Source organism: Desulfonema magnum (genome assembly GCF_017377395.1).
Lineage (GTDB): Bacteria > Desulfobacterota > Desulfobacteria > Desulfobacterales > 4be13 > Desulfonema_C > Desulfonema_C magnum.
In genome coordinates this window covers 7,200,763-7,219,407 of sequence record NZ_CP061800.1, presented here as the reverse complement: position 1 = coordinate 7,219,407, position 18,645 = coordinate 7,200,763, and the positions used below count along the sequence as shown (strand labels likewise).

Here is an 18,645-nt window from a genome sequence, read left to right as displayed (position 1 = left end):
ATCCGTTTTCAATGGTTACGGTGCGGGCCTCCCCGCAGAGGGCGTGGATGCCGGAATGCCCTGATTCCGAAGCTGAACGCCGATTTTGCCGGGGGAGAGCATAAAGGTCAGTTCTTTTCCGTTACGCAATACTTTCAATTCTCTGGGCGGGCCGTCTTGCGGTTCTGCATCACGGGTTGCAATAAACTGAGAGAAATCTGACACAGGTTTGCCGTCATAGTGGGTAAAAATATCGCCTGCTTTGATGCCTAATCTTTCACTTTGACTGTCGGGTGTGACAGATACCACAACTATTTCTGTCTTGATTTGCTGTCCATCGGTATCGAACCATGTGTTTCTAATTTGTTTGCCCCGGTCATCGTATTTTTTGATGGCTTTGTGAAAGCCGTCTTTATTCAGAGTCGGTTCGCCTTCGGTGTCAAAACAAGCCCATTCAATCTGATTTCCCCGGTCATCGTATTTGACAGTGTATTTGTGATAGCCACCTTTGTTAAGCATCGGCTTGCTTTGGGCATCAAAACAAGCCAATTCGACGATCTGATTCCGGTCATCGTATTTGGCAGTGACTTTGTGAAAGAAGCCTTTTTCGTGAAGCATCGGCTTACCTTGTTCGTCAAAAAACGCCTTTTCGGATGATATTGTATTCCCTGTCTCGCTGAAAGAGTGTTTCATAACCTGATTGCCAAATTCGTCATATTCTGTGATCTCAGTTACATTTCCCCGGTCATCGTATTTGTCAGTCTTTTTGTGAAAGCCTTCTTTGTGAAGCATCGGCTTGCCTTGTTCGTCAAAAAACGCTGTTTCAGACAATATTATATTCCCTGTCTCGCTGAAACATCGTTTTTCAAACTGATTGCCAAATTTGTCATATTTTGTGGTCTCAGTTCTATTTCCCCGGTCATCGTATTTGGCAGTGCTTTTGTGAAAGCCGTTTTTGTGAAGCGTCGGCTTGCCTTCGGTGTCAAAATGGGCCACTTCAATCATATTTCCCCGGTCATCGTATTTGGCAGTGACTTGGTGAAAGCCTTCTTTGTGAAGCATCGGCCTGCCTTCGGTGTCAAAATAAGTCACTTCAAGCGGATTTCCCCGGTCATCGTATTTCATGGTGGATTTGTGAAAGCTGTTATTGTTAAGCCTCGGCTTGTCATCGGTGTCAAAATAAGCATCTTCAGTCTGGTTTCCCCGGTCATCGTATTTGACAGCGCGTTTGTGAAAGCCTTCTTTGTGAAGCATCGGCTTGCCTTCGGTGTCAAAATAAGTCACTTCAAGCTGATTCCCCCGGTCATCGTATTTGGCAGTGAGTTGGTGAAAGCTGTCTTTTGAAAGAATTGGCTTCCCGGCATTGTCAAACACGTTTGCTTCCAAGGCATTGCCAAGTTTATCGTAAGTGTATTTTACCGTTGCATATCCAGCCTCATCATTCATTGGCATATTATCTTTGTTAAGGGTGGTCTCTTCAATCGCTAATCCCTGATCATCAAATTTCTGTAATCTGCCAAAAGCTCTGCCAGGTCCCGGTTGAGGATTATTCTTACGGTCAACATAGTATCTGGCAATCTCATCACCTTGGTCAGAATACTCAAATTTAACGAACTCGGCAGCCGATTTTATCTGGGGTTGCGGAAAGCCATCCTGACCGACAAAATGGGCACGGGTAGGCTGTCCCTCAACTGGCGGAGAGTAAACCAAACCCCAGACCAGTTTAGCATATTTATTGTATGCTTTTTCATAAACAATTTTACCCTCTGAATCGAGGACAAATTCCCACTGACATTCTCGAAATGGTTTAAAAGACATTTCTAATGGTGTAGGTGTATGGAGATAAGTTCCTACTCCATGACGAGGGGTTAATTCACATTTGCTGTCCACAGCCTGAACTTTCCAAACCGGATTGTAACGCCCTTTACGGATAAACTTAAACGACACCGCCCGGTGACGAACCTGCTCATCCGTGAGTTTTCCCACACCTTCCATGATTCCATAGCGTTTCGCATAAGTATTGTAATATTCAACATGCTCCCACACATAACCATCCAGATACCAGCCCATGCCGCCGAAAAGCAGCGCAATAACCATCACAGCAATCGCAGCGGTACGAATCATACCCCGCCGATAAGCAGCTTTTTGCCTGTGTTTTTCAGCATCCGGCATATTTGCCTTAATCCAGTCTTTGTCAAATGCCCGGAAATAGATACGATTCCGCACCCACAGAAAATTTTCAAACACCTTGGTCAGTCCTGATAAACGCAAAATACTGATTATCGGATTGGTATCATCATCACGGACTTTCTTCTGCGCCCGGACATATCGGTACAAATCCAGAATTGCCGCAGGATCGCCCTCCCCCCGCAACAGGCGATCCCGGACAAACTGCAAATTGGTATCACTCTCACGGGAGCGGGTGGAAAAGAAGATATCCTCACAAATCCGGTCAACACTGGCAGGTTTGCTCACAGATTCATCCCGGGCAATCACCTTGCAGAGCTTCTGGGTGAGATAAGGATGGCCGTTTGTCCAGTAAAGAATCCGTTTCAGCAGGGCATCTGCCTCTTTTTCATCCCGCCCCAGCCCTGTCGCCAGCGGTGCGGATTCCTCAGCCGTAAAATCGTTCAGATCAATCCGTGTGCCGATATTGAACGGGGTGAGGCATACATCCTGAATCAGATCGGTGGGCGTTGCAACGCCCACCAAACAAAAGGTCAGACGTTTCAGCTCAGAGTCCTGGGTTCGAGCATTGTAACATTGCCGAATTCCGGCAAAGAACTCGTCCGTGGAAAAAGGGAGACTCTGCACCACATCAATCTCATCAAGAAAAATCACAACCGGCCCCTGGCAATGCGGCAATATAACCCGGTGAATCGCTTCCATCAGGCGTTGCAGGGGACCGAGATGCCGGTGTTTGTCCCAAAACGCTTCCAATTGGTCGTTCAGGTTCAGTTCCCTTCCGAAATTCACCATCAGACCGTCATACCACTGCTCCACACTGAGATTGTTACCTATACTCGAAAGTTCGAGCATCACCACAGCCGCCCCCTCTTCCCGCAGACGATGGGCAGCCCGCACCATGAGCGAGCTTTTACCCATCTGGCGGCTGGTCAGCACATAACAAAATTCACCATTTTTCAGGGCATCATACAAGTCCGTATCTGCCTGACGCGGCATCCTCTCTGAGATTGCCGCCGGCGACATAAAAACAGATATGTTCATGGTCAGTCAGTTTTTCCTTTGACCCGACATCAATGTCGGAGCTGAAAGCAAAAGCGGCCTAAAGGCAACTTTTCAATACCGCTTTTTTTATCCGCCAAAAGAAAACAGTCTTTTCCAGAAACCCGATCCAGATTTCTTCGTTTCCACTTTTCTCAAATGTTTTCCCAAATACTTCAAATAAATCTCGCAACGCAATCGGACATCATTTTTGGAATCTCCTCGGAGTATGCCCGCGCTGCGAAGCCGGTAAAATGAGTCGTAATCCGGGCAGGGTTCTCCCACTATTACTTTGCTTACAATATCGCTCAACTCCGGCTCACGATTGAGAAGCATCAGCATACACCGGAGATGGTCATCAAATACGCCATCATCCTGGTCCGCTTTGGATACAAATTCATCATCCGCTTTAGCCACAAATTCATCAAAGCGCATATCCTGACTCACAATTTCATTCAACCCGCGACGGACAAGATAAGGCTGTCCTCCGACCAATTGATAGAAAATTCTCAATTCCTCATTCATCAGGGGCGAACCATAACGCTTATGCAGATTTGCAACCTCATTAAAGCTGAAATCATCCAGAACCAGCTTGGTTCCCACATTAAAAGGGGACTGATTCTGATCCTTGATAAACAGATAGGCTTCGGTGGCATAAGCAATGGCTAGGGTGAGCCGGGAACATGCTCCGCCCGGATTCAGCACACGCTCATTGTGCCAGGTCCGGAACATGGCAAATATCTCGCTTCCGAAACTGCAATGAAACAGCCGGTCCGCCTCGTCCATTGCCCACAGCAGAGGCTTCTGAGTATTGCCAAGAATATGCTGACGAAAATAATTTTCAAAGTTGATATTCGGAGCACGATGCGTTTTCCAAGTGTCCCGGGGATAAACATCTGTTCCGAGCTGATCTGCGAGCATCTCTCCCACAGCAAAAAAAAAGGATTCCAGGGTTTCCAATTGTGAATCAATAAATCTCTGGAAATCGGTCAGCAACACCTGCACACCTGCATCACGGGCTTTTTGCAATCCGCGTGCCAGCAAAGAAGTTTTCCCCACCTGGCGTCCGCCTTTGAGCAGCACAACCGCATCACGCCGCGACAATGCTGTCTGAAAATCCTCGTCCACCTGGCGCACCACATAAAATTTGGAATCCAGAGGCACGGCACCGCCGATCATCTCCAACGGGACCGGAGGATGCGGCAGCCTGTCCAGCAGCTCACAGACCAATGGCATATCATCGTCAGAATCCCGCCAAAGCGCATATTGCAACGGGGCAAGTTTGTTGGCCAATTCCTGTGGGAGCGGGTCTTCAAAATTAATCCGAACCGGGAACAGTTTCGGCCTCCCTCCTCTCTCCAGCGCTGTCTTATGAGCAATATCCACCTCATAGGCCAGCATCTCACTATATATGGACATCGGTGAAAGCAAAATCACCACAGCATCGGCATTTTTAAGCTCATATGTAATCTGTTTTTCCCATTCATCGCCGATTTTCATATGCCGGTCAATGAACACCCGGTGCCCGGCCTCAGCCAGATGCTTTTCAAGCAGCGTCAGCAGATGTTCATCCGGCTGTGCCTGTCTCTTATAAATCAGTGCCACCCGGAGTCCGTTGTCAGACATATTCTCTCCGTCTGAAAGAAAAATAAGATCAGTCAGCAAATTCAGTTCATGTCCGTGAACCGTCAGAACTGTTTTTCTTTCGCAAGGGTGCTGAAGCGACAGTCTATGCTCCCGGAACTGAGCCAGCGAAACCATATTGATATTTTTCTCCCTGAAAAGTATCTCATGGCCCGGCTGAATATTTGACACCGGCACAATAAATAAATTGTCCGGATTTTCCGGAGACAGGAATGCGTTCAGTTTTACATCAAATCCCGAAGGTGTCACAGCATCCAGGAAAGGAGATTTTCCATCTTTGATATCAATGCTTCCGGTACACCAGATATCATTCGGAATCTCCGATCTGACCGATCTGGAACGGCTTATCAGCGCGAGCAGATATGCGAGGTCCTGGGAATCGCCTCTGTAGATTTCATCCTGGATATCTTTTATCTCATATATTCCCCTGCCTGTATGCAATGAATCCGGAGCCAGCAATGATGCGGCCGTTGTGATATTTGCAATGTTTTTACTATCCGGCTTTGCAGGTTTGTACCCCTGTTCCGGCACATTTTCGTATGACAACGCCACATATCTTCCGCAGCCAATAAATTCCTTTCCCCTGCCTTTGTTCGGATATGCAAAGTGAAACATCATTCCTTCTCCGTAAGCATAAGGGATATTGCCCATTTTTCTTGCGAAGGGTCAAACCCCAGTTCATCGCTCTTGAAAATTTCATCCCCCAGCAGATCCGTCCCCAAACAAGCCTGATAACGGATTTCCTGTGTCTCGGGATTGACAAACCTGACCCATAATGTGGTATCCGCGGGGAAATCAGCTTCCCATGACAGATGAATATGAGCCGGGGTATCGTCATCTTGGCTTTCCCAGTCACAGATAATTTTTATCTCACCTTCCGCTTCTGTTGCAAAAGAATGCTCCTGTTTGGGAATATCATCAGCAGTCACAAGCTGTCCTGCCCAGAGCGGCTCCCATAACTCAGATATCCACGTTATCAGACGATCCGAGAGGCTCACCTGCTTCTCAAGCGTTTTTTTCATCTTTGCATGAAATCCTCCGACATCAGCGCCCATTTTGCGTAATTCTTCCCGCACATTTTCTATGGGCATGGCATCAATGATATCCGGATCAGCGTCCAGTTCCTCGGAAAAATTTTCCAGCCATGCAAGGGCATCAGGGTTGATCTTATTTGGTTTCAAAGACATGATATCCTCCTTTGAGAATCAGGTTTGATTATTTTTCCTGTTCCGATCTTTGTTTAAATTTTATCAGCAGTGATTTCAGTCGTCTGTTTGCATTGTAAATTTCCCTGACCGGCACTCCCAGAGCGTCGGCAATTTCCTGTGCTTTGGGAGCATTGTCATCCTGATGATTATAGCGATATTCCACCATCTGCCTGAGCAGTTCATCATCCTCTGTCAGAGAGCGTATGTCATCATACAACTCTGATGTTGCCGATGATTCAGGAGAAAATCCTTCCTTTGGATCATTTTGTCCCGCCGGTCTGCCATAAAAATCCGCAAGCGGCTGTGTGTCGGGTTTTTCAGCGTCTATGGGGACAGTCTGCTGATTTTTTTCCAAATTTCTTTGCCACTGCGCCTGAATATGGCTGACCTTGCTTCTGACAATACCGAACAGACAGTTCAGCAGACTGACTTTGTCCAATTTGCAATGCCTTCTTTCTTCTGAAAGATCCACAACAGCGTCATGAAGAAGGTCGTCAGGACTCGGAGCTTCCGGTATGCTGCGAAGCTGCCCTCCGAATCTCTTCCAAAGCCGCAGCCTCAGCCTGTCCCACTCATCTGGTGTCAGATTTTTTAGTGACGACAAAATATCTGATGAATCTGATTTCATAGAGACATTCTCCTTTCATTATATAAAGCCGATTTCATAGGTGTTTTAGCAATGAATAAGTATTTCCTTTTGCTCCCGCGTGATTTCTCAATTTGAACCATGCGAAACAGACAGCCTTCCATTTTTTAATAATGAAAAAAAGCGAAAAAATCAAGCTTTTTAAGGCATCATTCAAAAAAATCATCTCCCTGCATCGCAAAAAAATCCGGTTGCCCGGCTTACCCTTTTGAAAGCCGAATCTCTGGAAATGAGAAAAACATTTTACAACTCTTTCAATGTAAAGGAGAAAAAAATGCCACATCCGCTTATTCTCGGTGCAGGTGCGTTAGCTGCTGTCAAAGCTTACTTTGTATTGCATGGGGTGCATATTGCCACCACAGCCATAATGGCCGGTCTGTGGGCAATGATAGAAGGGAAGGATATCTCAAAAGCAGCTGTGAAAAAAGGAGCGACCTCAGCAGCAGCCGATCTTCTTGATGATATTCTTCATAAGATGTACTGATTGAATCTGAGAAGTTCGGAAAACACTCAAATTCAATTTTTCAAAAACGGCGAGGACAACATATTGTCCTCGCCGTTTTTTTTATCGCCAGCAATAAACAGTTTCCTCCTAAAATTTTTTTTCTCCGCCACCGCAAAAAGCACTCATCAGCGGGCAACAGATATTGAAAGCATGAGAGAGAACAATAACTGTAAAGGAGGAATAAAAATGGCATTAGATAATGTGATTGCTGAGGGTATTAAAAAAATGGCGATGGTGGATTACAGCTCGGACAGAATGAAACTCCGATATGACGCTCGGAAACATAGTCTGCCGGATTGGCGAGCAAAAAGTGTCGCCAAAGTAGGCGCTGTGGGCGGACTTACCGGATTAAGCGGAGGACCCTGGGCTCTCGCACTCGAAGCCGGTGATATTGCCTACCTGATGTCAATGGCCGGACGCGCCTGCTATGGTGTGGGATACATTCTCGGAAAGGAAGTGGATTACAGAAACGACATCCCCAATATTCTTGCGGTATGGTGCGGAGCTGCCGATGCTGTTGACAGCATTGCGGCAGGAAAAGTCGGCATAAAAATAGCTGGTAAAAAATCAGTTCCCTACGCCATGAAAGCCGGTGCAAAGATAGTCTCCAAAACAGCGTTAAAAGGCAGTTCAAAAGCCATGCAGAAAGTGCTTGCCAAAGTTGCGGGCAAGCTTGCTGCAAAATTATCGGCAAAAGTCGGCACAAAATGGATTCCCATCGTAGGCGGCATCGTCAGTGCCGGAATCAACGGATGGGTCGCAAGCGGTCTGCTTGACGCTGCTGAAGCGTATTACAAGCATGACTATCTTCAGTTCACCAATTGGAACACCACCAGAAATTTTTATGATTCCGGAACGCCCGAAAATAAAGGTTTTGTCTTTCGGCCGTCGCCCGATCAGTTTTAATAAAATCAGGATGTTACATCCTTAACCTGATACATTGAGCGCTCTCCCTGCGGGAAAAAGCCGGGTTTCTGCCCCGTCTGCCCCGTCTGCCTTGTGACGGCCCGAAAACTTTTTTTTCTGCAAAGAAACCCGGCTTTTTTTCCCGGACGGAGCACTCTCCCTGCGGGAAAAAGCCGGGTTTCTGCCCCGTCTGCCCCGTCTGCCTTGTGACGGCCCGAAAACTTTTTTTTCTGCAAAGAAACCCGGCTTTTTTTCCCGGACGGAGCACTCTCCCTGCGGGAAAAAGCCGGGTTTCTGCCCCGTCCGTCCTGTCACAGCCCGAAAACTTTTTTATCTGCTGAAAATGAAACATACCCGCGTTTAGGCGGTGTCACACCGCCTAAACGCGGAACTAGGAACAGAAAAAAATAGCATGTAAGAAAAAGTGTCTTTCTGTGTATCATCAGATATCTCCTTTTCCCAAATGTTCACAGAGGGTTATATTTTTTAAAAGAATCCTTCCGACTTTTTAATGAAACTCTTGAATTGGGGATAAAAATGTTATATTAATTCAGACAGGACATAATTTTATATGAAAGCGTGTTAGGTGTTAAGTGTTAGGTGTTAGAAAAAAATTGCAAAACTTTCATATTTTTTCCGGACGGGGTTGTGAACCCCGTCCGGAAAAGAATCCCGTCCTGCAAAAGGTGATCCAAAAATATCCCGAACAGGGTTGTAAACCCTGTCCGGCAAAAAATTTTATTTCCAAAAAACCTAAAAGAAGTGATCTGTCTTTTAAAGGAGGAAAACGATGAAAATATTATCTGTTATCAGGACGAACATACGTCTCATAAATGTTCTGTTTGTGAGTATCTCAATGATTCTGCTATTTGGTGCGGGAGATGGAGCTTATGCATGTTCGCCAGGAGAATGCGGTTGTGTTGATGGTGTGCAATCGGTATGTAACCTTATGGGATCCTGGATTCCATGTTCTGAAGCCCAAGGAACACCGTTTGCAAATGCATGCTTAGAGTGTCCCCCTTGTTCTTCAATAACGACAACGACCACGACGACAACGCTTGAACCACCAACAACAACGACAACAACGCCTGAACCAACAACAACGACAACAACGCCTGAACCAACGACAACGACGACAACGCTTGAATCGACGACAACGACGACAACGCTTGAATCGACGACAACGACGACAACAACGTCTGAGCCGACCACAACAACAACAATTGAATCAGAAAATCATAATCCGACAAATATCATTCTGAACAATACGAGTGTCACAGAGGATCATGATACAGGAACACCCATTGCTCTCCTCAGCACCGAAGATCCTGACACCGGAGACACCCATGAATACACCCTTATCTCCGGTGACACTGACTTCCGAATCAGTGGCAATGCGTTATTCTTTGATGGTGAATTTGACGCGTCTGTGCAGAATACTTATGACATTGAGATAAGAACAACAGACAGCGGCGGGCTGTTTTATGAAAAAGAATTCACGATCCATGTCACCGGGGAAGGAAACAATCCGCCGACGACGATTTTCCTGACCAGCAACAGAGTATCAGAGGGGCGGGAGATCGGAACCATTGTCGGAACCTTTTCCACAGATGATCCTGATAGCGAGGATACCCATACCTATGTTCTGGTATCCGGCACAGGCAGCAATGACAACATTTCCTTCAAGATTGATCCCGGGGATGACAAGCTGAAAACAGCCAAAATTTTTGATCGCTCAATACAGAGCAGTTACAGCATCCGTGTGAAAGCCACAGACAGCACAGACTATTCCACGGAGAAATTTTTCACCATCACCATCACGGATGCGAATTATGATCCTACGGGCATCACCCTTGACGGAACCAGCGTGGATGAAAATCAGCCAGCAGGCACTGAAGTGGGAACCTTCAGCACTGACGATCCTGACAGAGATGATATCCATTTTTACACATTGGTATCCGGTTCCGGCAGCGAAAATAACGGTTTTTTCAGAATTAATGACGACAATAATACATTGGAAACCCTCACAGAATTTGATTATGAAGCAGAAAAGAGCTTTCATATTCGTGTGAAAACAGATGACAACAACGGCGGTGACTTTGAAGACACATTTACCATCATTGTGAACGATGTGAATGATCCGCCGACCGATATCACTCTGGATAAAAACAGCGTGAGCGAAGAACTGTCCAGAGGCACGGTTGTGGGTGATTTCACAGTTACCGATCAGGATGCCAATGACAGTCATACTTATATTCTGGTCGCGGGTGATGGCGGTGAGGATAACAGTTCCTTTCTTATCGAAGCGGGAACAAATGCGTTGAAAACTGATGAAGTGTTTGATTATGACACAAAGAACAGCTACAGCATCCGTGTCCGAGCCACGGATAATGACGGAGAAACCTATGAAAAATCCTTCTCCGTAACGATTATTCCCAGACCTGATGTGGCATTTTCTCCGGCGGACCAGGAAACAAATGTGGCAATAGAGGAAAATATTATCATCCGTTTTACCAAACCGGTCAGACGCACAGATGACAGCGTGATTACAAATATAAATATTGATGATCTGATAACATTCAGAAAAGAAGATGATCATGGCACGGATGTGCCTTATGAAGCCACAATTAATACTGAAAAAACAGAAATCACCATTGTTCCGGATAGCTGGCTTGACAGCAAGCAAAAATATTATGTGGCTATCGGAGGAATGGAAGATAATGCTGATAATACCATAGAATCGGTAAGCATCACATTTACCACAAAAGATATAGATCCGCCCATCATAACCTTCTCTCCGGCAGATGGCGATACAGAAGTGATGCCGGATGTGACCATCAGAATAATGTTTAGTGAACGGGTTCGCTTACTTAATAACAGCGAGATTACAAATACAAATGTGGACAAGCTGATAACGTTCAGGGAGGACTGGTCCAGCGGTATTGACATTCCGTTTGATGCGACAGTGAACAGTCATAAAACCGCAATTGAAATAAAACCGAATGCTGATCTGAATCATGGGCAGACGTATTATGTTTCCGTGGGAGCGTCACTGGAAGACGAGGGAGATAATGAAATCTCCGAAACAGAGATGACATTCAGTGTTATCCCGCTGTTTTCTGATATTTCCGCCAATTTAAACGGTGTTTCCAGAAGTTCGGCCGCATGGGGAGATTATGATAATGACGGGGACTTGGATATTCTCCTGACCGGATATGATAATGACAACCTGGAGCCAATTACCAGAATTTATCGCAATGAAAACAGCCGATTTCATGAAGCTGTCGCTTTAATCGGTGTTGAATTCGGCGCGGTCGCGTGGGGAGATTATGACAAAGACGGAGACTTGGATATTCTTCTGACCGGATATGACGGATCAGAGAGCATTTCCAAAATCTATGAGAATGATGACGGGCGTTTTCTCGAAGACAGGGACGCTGATCTGACCGGGGTTCATCACAGCGCCGTGGCATGGCGGGATTATGACAGGGACGGAGACCTGGATATTCTCCTGGCCGGATATAATTATGAAAAAGAAGAGACCGTGGCAAGGCTCTATCGCAATGAAAGCGGACGCAGTTTTACAGATACCAAGGCCAGTCTGACCGGGGTTTATTACGCTTCTGCCGCGTGGGGAGATTATAACAAAGACGGAAAACCGGATATTCTTCTGGTGGGAAATGACGGCCTGTTTAAATCATCTGAACTCTATCGCAATGACGGCAGCACCTTTAAAAATATTAACATCGGGCTGCCGGGGGTGAGCAGCGGGGCTGCCGCATGGGGAGATTACAACGGAGACGGGTATCCCGATATTCTCCTGACCGGAGATGATGGCACAACAAAAATCGCCAGAGTCTATCAGAATAATAACGGAAGCTTTAAGAATATAAATGCCGATCTGACAGGGGTTTATCAGAGTTCCGCCGCGTGGGACGATTATGACAATGACGGAGACTTGGATATTCTCCTGACCGGAGACACCGGGGAGGATGAGGTAAGTAAGATTTCCAAAATTTATCGTAATGACGGCGGAGGAAAATTCATTGATGTTGAAGTTGATTTGGTGGGGGTGAGCAATGGTTCCGCTGTCTGGGGAGATTATGACAAAGACGGGTATCCTGATATCCTCTTAACCGGGGATGACGGCGAAAAAAAGATCACCAAAGTCTATCACAACAACTCATCCGAGGGAACACCGCCTTGTGCTGATTGTCTGCAAAGGGTCATAGAGAGTTTAAGGGCACTGGCGGGACTTGACAGAACAGGTCCCGGTCCTGATGAAATGGATGGTGACATATACGATGACGGAAAAGTGGGGCTGCCGGAAATTATTGAGTTGCTAATTCGGGCAGTTGGAAAAAAATAACGCTGATCTGGTAATGTAGGGTGGGTATTTTATTCTTAAAACCTATATTTGCTTTACCCACCCTGCATTTCAATAATGAGCATACAGATTATTTATAATTCCTGACAATTTCCTCTAAAGAGGCATCCTTGGTTCCCTGACCAATTGCCGCAAATTTCCATTCATTATTATGACGATAAATTTCACCCACGATCAGAGATGTCCAGCCTGAATAATCCTCTGTCAGAGCAAACCGGGCCATTTCCGTATTATCCGAAACATTTACAATACGAATAAACGCATTTGCTATCATCCCGAAATGTTGTTCTCGCTGCACGCATTTATAAATATTGACCACAAAGACAAGCTTCTGAATATTTTCAGGAACAGCAGGCAGATCAATCATTATCTGCTCGTCATCCCCTTCTCCCTGACCTGTAAGATTATCTCCGCTGTGAACCACGCTGCCGCATTTACTGGATAAGTTACCAAAATAGATAATATTTTCTTTTCTTTCCAACTTCTCCTCTGCATTCAGCATCAGTACGGAAGCATCACAATCTATTTGTGAACCACTGCTTTTTACAGGGTCCCATCCAAGTCCTGCCATAATTTTGGACAAGCCTGCATTATCTTTTGACAAGCTTATTCGCTGTCCCTTCTGTAAACTTATACCCATGACATTCTCCTCTGTAAATTGAAACTTGAAACTTGAAATCCGGATGTTTTGCAAATTTTCATGTATGCATATATAAATGTTCCGAGTATCGAGTTTCAAGTATCGAGTATCGAGTATCGAGTATCAAGTATCAAGTATCAAGTATCAAGTATCGAGTTTCGAGTTTCGAGTTTCAAGTTTCGAGTTTCAAGTTTCGAGTTTCGAGTTTCGAGTTTCGAGTTTCAAGTTTCAAGTTTCAAATTTCGAGTTTCAAGTTTCGAGTATCGAGTTTCAAGTTTCGAGTTTCAAGTTTCAAATCAGCCGGCATCTATGCCAAAATTCTTACAAAGCGCAGCCAGGCCCCCTTCGAATCCGCTTCCGACCGCGTTAAATTTCCATTCACCGCTATGACGGTACAATTCAGCCACGACAATTGCTGTTTCAATACTGAAATCTTCCCCCAGGTCATATCGAATCAGCTCTTCATTGGATGCCTCGTTGACAACTCTGATAAAGGCATTTGAAACCTGTCCGAAATTCTGACTTCTTTCAGCAGCTTCATGAATGGTCACAGTAAAGGATATCTTCTGAATCTCTGCCGGAACCTTATCCAACTCAACAATAACTTGTTCGTCATCACCTGCCCCCTCTCCTGTGAGGCTGTCTCCCATATGAATCACAGATTCTGACGCGTGGGTTTTGTTATTATAAAAAACAAAGTCAGCATCGGATCCCGCCTTGCCGTTTTCCCCGGTCAGAAAAGCGGCCGCATCCAGATCAAAAGAATGGCCGCCGTCATATTTATTTGTATCCCATCCCAATCCCACCAAAACTTTCTTCAGTCCCGGATTTGTTTTGGTCAGGTCCACCTTTTGCCCTTTTTTCAGACTTATTGCCATAATAAAATTTCCTTTTAAAAAGTGTTTAAAAACTTGGATGTTCAGGCATATTTTTGTCAGGCGGGGTTAAACCCCATATGCATCAGGCTAAGATTACAACCTACTGTTTTTATTAACTCTGATTTTGCCGGACGGGGTTTGCAACCCCGTCCGGAATATTTTCCGGATCGCCGCCTGCAAACGTTTCGGACGGGGTTGCAAACCCCGTCCGGCAGCCGTCCCGCATTCTTAGCCTGATGCATATGGGGTTAAACCCCGTCCGGCAAAGTGACCGTACCATCGGAACCGCTTTTTGTCAATCTGTTTCCAAAGTCATCGTAACTATATAAAATTGGTCGGGCCGGAGCAGGGTGAAATATTCTGAACAGAGAAAAGGCGGGCATTTTATACCCACTTTACATGGCTTTTTTGCGTTGATTTTTGTCAATAATGAAGTAAGGTGTCCCCGGACCTCCTAACAGATGAGGATACTTTTCTCTTACTTGTTGTTCAAGTTCCGAGTCTAAGTTAGCTTTGTACAGTGTTTGGGCTTTGAATAGCTGATTAAAAGTTAGATTTTTTGCTCCAAACAGGTCGGCTCCGATCAGGTTGGCTCCGCACAGGTTGGCTCCGCACAGGTCGGTTTCGATCAGGAAGGCTTCGGCCAGGTCCGCTCCGGCCAGGTCCGCCTTGATCAGATTGGCTCCGGCCAGATTCGCTCCGCACAGGCTGACTCCGGCCAGGTCGGCTCCGGCCAGGTTCGCTCCGCACAGATCCGCTCCGGACAGGCTGACTCCGGACAGGCTGGCTCCGGACAGGTCAGCATTGATCAGATTGGCTCCGGACGGATTGGCTTTGGACAGGTTGGCTTTGGACAGGTTGGCTCCGGACAGGTCTGCTTTGGACAGGTCTGCTTTGGACAGGTCTGCTTTGGACAGGTTGGCTCCGGACAGGTCTGCTTTGGACAGACAGGCTCCGGACAGGTCGGCTCCGGACAGGTCTGCTTTGGACAGACAGGCACCGGACAGGTTGGCTTCGGACAGATCGGCTCTGATCAGGATAGTTTTAATTAACTCGGTGTTGGATAAGTTGGCTCCGAACAGGTAGGCTCCGGATAGGTCCGCCTTGATCAGGTTGGCACCGGACAGGTTGGCACCGGACAGGTTGGCACCGGACAGGTTGGCTTTGGTCAGGTTGATTCTAAGCAGGTTGGCTCTGGAGAAGTCAACTCCGGACAGGTCGGCTTTGGACAGATTCTTATCGGGCAGGTTGGCATCGGACAAATTTTTTCCGGCCAGTTTTTTTTGGTATTTATTATTAAACTTTTCTTTGCATCCAATGATACAGCATATCATACAAAAAAGAAAGACTACTTTTCTAAGCTTCATCTTCAGTCTCCTTTTTTGTCACTGAGTTTAGTTGCCATGTTTTATCCTCATTCCGATCAAAAGTTCCGAAATTTTGGGGACACCTTACTTATCTTTCTTTTTTGCGTCGGCTTTTGTCAATAATTAAATAAGGTGTCCCCGAAATTCCCAGACCTGCTTACTCTGTTTCAATTCCGTAATTATCACACAACGCTGCCAGTCCTCCCTTGAACCCTCGTCCGATGGCATTGATTTTCCATTCATCTTTATACCGATAGATTTCTGTTACGACAATTGCGGTTTCAGCAGATAAGTGTTCCGCAAAATTGTAAAAGAGAAGTTCTTTCCGGGTATTCGCATCAATGATCTTCAAATACGCATTTGAGACCTGTCCGAAGTTCTGGCCTCTTTCATCAGCCTCGTCAATGGTCACTGTCACCGCCAATGTCTGAATATGAGACGGTGCCCGGTTCAGATCAAGCTGTACAACTTCATCATAGCATTCCTTTATCCCGATATGATGATCACTCCCGAGGCTTATGGCCCCGCACCGGCTCGCGGGGTTGTTGTAAAAAATAAAATTATCCTCTTCTGTTTTATTGGCCGAGTCAACCATAAAAATGGACACATCCAGAGCAATATCCTGATTTCCAGTGTTATTCAGTTCCCATTCCAGCCCTATGATCAGTCTTGAAATGTCCGAAGCTTTCTGATTCAGGCTGATTTTCTGTCCCATTTTCATCTCAAGGGAACCGGCTGTATCTGTTATATCATCTGGTTTTTTACGTTTTATGTCAGGTATGGGAACATTTGTCCCCTCCGGCTCTTCTCTGTTTTGCCGAGTATCAGGAAGCGGGTCTCCCAGAACAATATTGCCCGTATGTATTGTCACATCTCCCGTATCAACAGCCAGATTGCCGTATTTACGGGGCTGGGATGTACGTTTCCCTGTATCTATCACCAAACCCATGATTTGTTTCCCCTCAAATTTTAATCAATACTGAGACTTACACCGGATTCCCTTTCAGACGGCTGGACAATGACAATTTCACCAGGGTCGGTAAATTCAAGATAATAAGATTCACCGGATGACTGTCCGAGAAAAGTTTTCCAGCTTATGTCGGTTTTGAAATTGGGATCCCGGCCGGTCCAGCATACAACAGCGTCCGGATCAACAGCACACGGCGTTTCCAGAATAATGGGATTTCCGTCCGTGGTCACCGCGACCTGGGGCTTTTCCCCCCGCGCGGTAAGTTCCGAGGTAAACAAACCTTTTTGCGATACAACCCCGACGCCGATGAAACGGACACTATATTTGCAATCCTCTGTAAATGAAAGCAGATTTTCACTCTCAACCCCGATACTCTGTCCCGGCTGAAGGGTGATCACACTCACATGTTGTGCGCGGTCTGCCATGTAATATATACCGCGGCCGCTCACCTTCATCAGAGGCATATTTTCTCCGGTAAGCTTTCTTTTTGCAAACCCTATCACAGAATCCAAAACCCCCTGGTTCGGGCCTAACAAAATCTTTTCCGCCTTAAACTCCCCCTGATAGGCCACCATGGATCCCAGCTTGGAAAAAAACTGCCCCTCCCCTTTTGCCACACAAGTCACTTCCTGATGAACCGTGAAATCAAACATTTAAACTCCTCCGGCAGTGTTCCCGTTCTGAATATGAGCCATATGACCCCCCCGAATCAGCTTGGTACATATGGTGGAATATCCGGATTTGAGACACTACTCAAATATCAATAGATAACAATAAACACTGATGAAAAAGCCGGGTTTTTCGCCTCCTGGTCATAAAAATATTTTCAGATAAAAAACCCGACTTTTCAGAATGTATTTTTATGGTAAAAAAATGGACACCCTTCACAGAATCTGAAAAGCAGTTTACACTTTTTCCGGCTTATGGAAAAATTTATAAAAATGGTTGCCGTAAAGTGTGAACTGGCAAATGAAGACTGCCTTATTTTCTTATAATAACTATATCAGACAAATCAATAAAAAACACTTAGTCATAAACTTTTTTTGGTTTATTCGGGGGAGACAGACACTGATTCGCCCGATGATCAGGTTTTTTGACCTGATTTGAACAAAAAATTTGTCATTCCTGCGAAAGCAGGAATCCGTTTTTGGCCGATGCGGCGATTCCGGGAGCTGTGGGTACCTGTTTTTGCAGGCTTCGGCGTGAAATCAGTCGAACGGAATGACAGAAAAAATTTGAATATCGAGTGTGTACAAAACAAAAATTTTACAGTTTTTCAGATAATTTTTAATACCAAACGGTCCGTTGATTTTATTATAAAATAATTATATATAACAATACTAATAAGTTGTTGATTATCACGCCACATTCGGAATGTTTTTATTATTTTCTTGCATTCATTAAAATATGTGATAAAAGAAGCAGGAGCTTAATCTCTTAATGCAATCAGGCTGATCAAAGGGGAAGGAGGTTAATCATAGCGAGTCAGCTAATCAGATGCGGAACAACGAATTTGTTTCGTTTGCCGTATAAGTATCAATATTCAAAGGAGAATAATATGAAAAAACTTATGATAGTGGCCTTGGCAGTGCTGTTTGGCCTTTGTATTGTCGGAAATGCCTTTGCTGATGAGGCAGCCTCAAAGGCGGAATGTATCGCAAAATGTGAGGCAGTCAAAGCAGCGATCCTGAAAGACGGACTTGACGGCGTAGTTGCGAAAGTCAATGCTAAAGATGCAGCCTATGTTTCAGATGTGACTTATGTTTTTGTGCAGAAAATGGACGGTACCATGCTGGGACATCCCATGAATGAGTCTTTACGCGGCAAAAACCTCATCACCATAAAGGATAAAGTCGGTAAGGAATTTTGTAAGGAATTCGCCAGTCTTGCCAAAGAAAAAGGCTCCGGATGGGTTGATTATATGTGGACCAAACCTGGTGAAGAAAAACCATCACAGAAAATCAGCTATGTCCTGAAAGTGAATGATGATGTGTTTGTCGGCGCTGGTTTCTACAAATAATGAAAACTGTATCTTTTTCCCCTGATATTGATTGCTTTGATTAAGAGATGAGTTGCCCGCCCTTTTCGGAACGGGTACTGGTTTATAAAAAAAAATAATGCCCGATTCCCCTGAATCATCTGATAATTAAAACACTTTTTATGGGTTTATGCCTGTCAGAGTGTTCTGAGGGAAAATCGGGCATTCCTTTTTCTTTCAGATACTCCCTCCGCCGATGTGTGAATCTCCTGTGGAAGTGAAAAGTGAAACGTTCCGATTATAAATTTTATA

At 45.4% G+C, this 18,645-nt stretch carries 13 protein-coding genes; 4 read left to right on the top strand and 9 right to left on the bottom strand.

Annotated features, from left to right (window positions below; all coding sequences use genetic code 11):
* Positions 1-15: 15 nt before the first annotated feature.
* The 4 genes from dnm_RS27670 to dnm_RS27655 all read right to left on the bottom strand — a co-directional run bounded on the left by dnm_RS27670 (position 16) and on the right by dnm_RS27655 (position 6,684).
* Complete coding sequence (locus dnm_RS27670) at positions 16-3,207, bottom strand: AAA-like domain-containing protein (protein WP_207680110.1); 3,192 nt, start codon at positions 3,205-3,207, stop codon at positions 16-18.
* 87 nt (positions 3,208-3,294) lie between these two features.
* Entirely contained in the window at positions 3,295-5,466 is a 2,172-nt protein-coding gene (locus tag dnm_RS27665; RefSeq protein WP_207680109.1) for an AAA-like domain-containing protein, read from the bottom strand.
* On the bottom strand, positions 5,463-6,035 hold the full coding sequence (locus dnm_RS27660) for a hypothetical protein (RefSeq protein WP_207680108.1): 573 nt from the start codon (positions 6,033-6,035) through the stop codon (positions 5,463-5,465). Before dnm_RS27660 ends, dnm_RS27665 begins: the two co-directional genes overlap by 4 nt.
* A gap of 28 nt (positions 6,036-6,063) precedes the next feature.
* Positions 6,064-6,684, bottom strand: coding sequence for a hypothetical protein (locus dnm_RS27655; RefSeq protein WP_207680107.1), 621 nt, complete (start codon positions 6,682-6,684; stop codon positions 6,064-6,066).
* A gap of 292 nt (positions 6,685-6,976) precedes the next feature.
* Between dnm_RS27655 and dnm_RS27650 the strand changes: the two genes are divergently transcribed.
* The 3 genes from dnm_RS27650 (at position 6,977) to dnm_RS27640 (ending at position 12,482) form a co-directional block, all read left to right on the top strand.
* A complete protein-coding gene (locus tag dnm_RS27650; RefSeq protein ID WP_207680106.1) occupies positions 6,977-7,186 on the top strand; it encodes a hypothetical protein in 210 nt (69 codons plus the stop codon).
* Between the two features lie 207 nt (positions 7,187-7,393).
* On the top strand, positions 7,394-8,113 hold the full coding sequence (locus dnm_RS27645; protein WP_207680105.1) for an EcsC family protein: 720 nt from the start codon (positions 7,394-7,396) through the stop codon (positions 8,111-8,113).
* Positions 8,114-8,903: 790 nt separating this feature from the next.
* A complete protein-coding gene (locus tag dnm_RS27640) occupies positions 8,904-12,482 on the top strand; it encodes an FG-GAP-like repeat-containing protein (protein WP_207680104.1) in 3,579 nt (1,192 codons plus the stop codon).
* Between the two features lie 88 nt (positions 12,483-12,570).
* Here dnm_RS27640 and dnm_RS27635 read toward each other — a convergent pair whose 3' ends face one another.
* The 5 genes from dnm_RS27635 to dnm_RS27615 all read right to left on the bottom strand — a co-directional run bounded on the left by dnm_RS27635 (position 12,571) and on the right by dnm_RS27615 (position 17,008).
* Positions 12,571-13,140, bottom strand: coding sequence for a TerD family protein (locus dnm_RS27635; RefSeq protein WP_207680103.1), 570 nt, complete (start codon positions 13,138-13,140; stop codon positions 12,571-12,573).
* A 296-nt stretch (positions 13,141-13,436) separates the two neighbouring features.
* Positions 13,437-14,018 (bottom strand): TerD family protein, encoded by a 582-nt coding sequence (locus tag dnm_RS27630; RefSeq protein WP_207680102.1) that lies wholly within the window; start codon positions 14,016-14,018, stop codon positions 13,437-13,439.
* Between the two features lie 395 nt (positions 14,019-14,413).
* Positions 14,414-15,385, bottom strand: a complete 972-nt coding sequence (locus dnm_RS27625; RefSeq protein ID WP_207680101.1) for a pentapeptide repeat-containing protein — start codon at positions 15,383-15,385, stop codon at positions 14,414-14,416.
* 157 nt (positions 15,386-15,542) lie between these two features.
* Positions 15,543-16,334, bottom strand: coding sequence for a TerD family protein (locus dnm_RS27620; RefSeq protein ID WP_207680100.1), 792 nt, complete (start codon positions 16,332-16,334; stop codon positions 15,543-15,545).
* Positions 16,335-16,354: 20 nt separating this feature from the next.
* The gene (locus dnm_RS27615; protein WP_207680099.1) at positions 16,355-17,008 is read right to left on the bottom strand and encodes an AIM24 family protein; all 654 of its coding nucleotides are present in this window, start codon (positions 17,006-17,008) and stop codon (positions 16,355-16,357) included.
* A gap of 905 nt (positions 17,009-17,913) precedes the next feature.
* Here dnm_RS27615 and dnm_RS27610 point away from each other — a divergent pair.
* On the top strand, positions 17,914-18,375 hold the full coding sequence (locus dnm_RS27610) for a cache domain-containing protein (protein WP_207680098.1): 462 nt from the start codon (positions 17,914-17,916) through the stop codon (positions 18,373-18,375).
* Positions 18,376-18,645 lie beyond the last annotated feature (270 nt).